The sequence below is a fragment of the Dapis purpurea BLCC-M126 genome (assembly GCF_050015975.1).
Taxonomy (GTDB): domain Bacteria; phylum Cyanobacteriota; class Cyanobacteriia; order Cyanobacteriales; family Microcoleaceae; genus Trichodesmium.
In genome coordinates this window covers 1-2,038 of the sequence record NZ_JBNHER010000082.1, presented here as the reverse complement: position 1 = coordinate 2,038, position 2,038 = coordinate 1, and the positions used below count along the sequence as shown (strand labels likewise).

Here is a 2,038-nt window from a genome sequence, read left to right as displayed (position 1 = left end):
CCGCTAACGCTAACGCCATATCCAATCAACCAAGAGAGCGGTCGTTTGCGGAGCAGTCCGTTAGGATGGGATGCCGAGGAGACCTCGGCATATCCAATCGACCAAGAGAAGAGAAATGATATTTCCCAATCTTCAATCCTCTCGGTTTTAACCAGAGGTAATTATCAATTATCCATTATCAATTATCAATTAATGAATCATAAACCCTAATTATTGATTACTTTCCTATTGATTTTTCCATAGTTTTAACGTAGGGGTTTTAAAAATATTGGAATAGGTTTATCATTACTCAGTGTTACATGGTTAACCACGGGAAGTTCAATATTTGCTTCCTCAAAAGCTTCTTTAATCATTAAACCTAAAACTTTCTGAATCATTAAATGTTGTCCTGGTTTAACTTGTGTAACTACTTCAATTAATATTTGATTCTCAGAAAATTCTTCTACTCCTTCTATTATTGTTGGTTCAATTATGTCTTTCGGATATTCCTCTAGAAGCTTTTTTCCAACTTTTTCAACAATTTCAGAGATTTGACTAATCTTGACTTGATAAGGAATTTTGAGCATCACTACTGCACTACTGTAGCTGGAGTGATTTACTATATCCTTAACATCACGATTATGGATAATATAATTTTTATCTCCATCATTAATGCGAGTTGTTCTTAATTCTATTCCTGTGACAAAACCACTTACACCATTTATCTCTACAAAATCTCCTACTAAATAGTAACTTTCAAACAAAATAAAGAAACCTGCAACTATATCTTCAACTAGACTTTGCGCTCCCATTCCAATTGTTAAACCTAAAATACCCACACCTGCTAAAATAGGAGTGGGGTCAATTTTAATAGTATAAAGAATTGCTATACCTGTACCAAAGTAAATCAGGTATTTAATACAGCTTTGAAATAAAGGTAAAAATGTCTCTCGTCTCTGTTGAGATAAATTATCTGTATCACCTTCACGCAGTAGTATTTCTTCTAGTACAAGTTGACCAATTTCTTGAACAACACGACTCATAAAAATAATCCCAATTATTTGCAGAAATACAGGACCATAAGGAGCTAAACTAGCAATAAAATCAACTTTTTGAATTGCCAAAGTAGCTGTAGTAATATAAATTGCATATTCAAGAAATTTTTTCGCAAGAGGAATTAATTTACTGAGGCGATCATAAATGCGCAAAATATTTCTTTTATCAGAATATTTTTTACTGAGGGCATCAAAAGTATCAATAATTGTTGTATTAGCTTTAGTAAATAGTAAGCCCGTAATAATAATCATATAAACCTGCAAACTTATATACAAATATTTGATAATTACTACTGGTAATAGCATAATTTGAGCTGATATAGTAATATATAACAGCCAGATAATATTATTAAAGTTGCTCCTGAAAAATTCAAATAATCTTTCAATACTGGCGTCATTGGCAGTGATTTTATCAAAATTTTTCGCTCGCTCTTTTAACCAGATTATAAATTTATTTAGATATGGAATACTCCATTTAGTTAAAATTAGTATGCCCAAGATTTTGAGAACTCTAATTCCTATAACTAGCAAGTAATCAAAGGAAATACTTTTAATCAAAGAAATTTGGTATTCGATTAAGTTTTTTCCTTGATAAATAATCCATCCATTAACTCCTACCAATAACAAACATAATAGTAAGCCACTTAAAGTTAATAATATCTGAATATTTTGGTAGAGAACTTCAACATCTTTTTTCTTCTTTTTGATTGATGGTACTTTTATTAATTGTTGATATGCTCTGTCTAAAAAAAATCTAATTGCTACAAACAGACATATTAGGAGTCCGATTTCAACTCCAGTTGCAATGATACTGTTCATATCAATTTCAATGAAGTTAGTAAGATTAATTTTAGGAATCATAATTATTTTCCCTGAATAGATTGTGCGTTCATTAATTGATAATTGATAATGGATAATTGATAATTATCTCTGGTTAAAACCCTTCTTGATTGAAGATTGGGAAATATCCTAGCACTTTTCTCTTGGTCGATTGGATATGGCGT

The 2,038-nt window shown here is 30.9% G+C and carries 2 protein-coding genes; one reads left to right on the top strand and one right to left on the bottom strand.

The genetic code is table 11. The features are described 5' to 3' along the window. On the top strand, positions 1 to 210 hold a 210-nt coding region (locus ACP6PL_RS07725), incomplete at its 5' end, for a hypothetical protein (protein WP_426544223.1). Between the two features lie 35 nt (positions 211 to 245). On the opposite strand, the gene ACP6PL_RS07720 is transcribed toward ACP6PL_RS07725, so the two are convergent. Next, entirely contained in the window at positions 246 to 1,895 is a 1,650-nt protein-coding gene (locus tag ACP6PL_RS07720) for a mechanosensitive ion channel family protein (RefSeq protein WP_426544221.1), read from the bottom strand. Between the last annotated feature and the right edge of the window lie 143 nt (positions 1,896 to 2,038).

Coding starts and splice junctions, on each gene's coding strand:
- ACP6PL_RS07720 (WP_426544221.1), bottom strand. CDS start 1,895: ATGATTCCTAAAATTAATCTTACTAACTTCATTGAAATTGATATGAAC.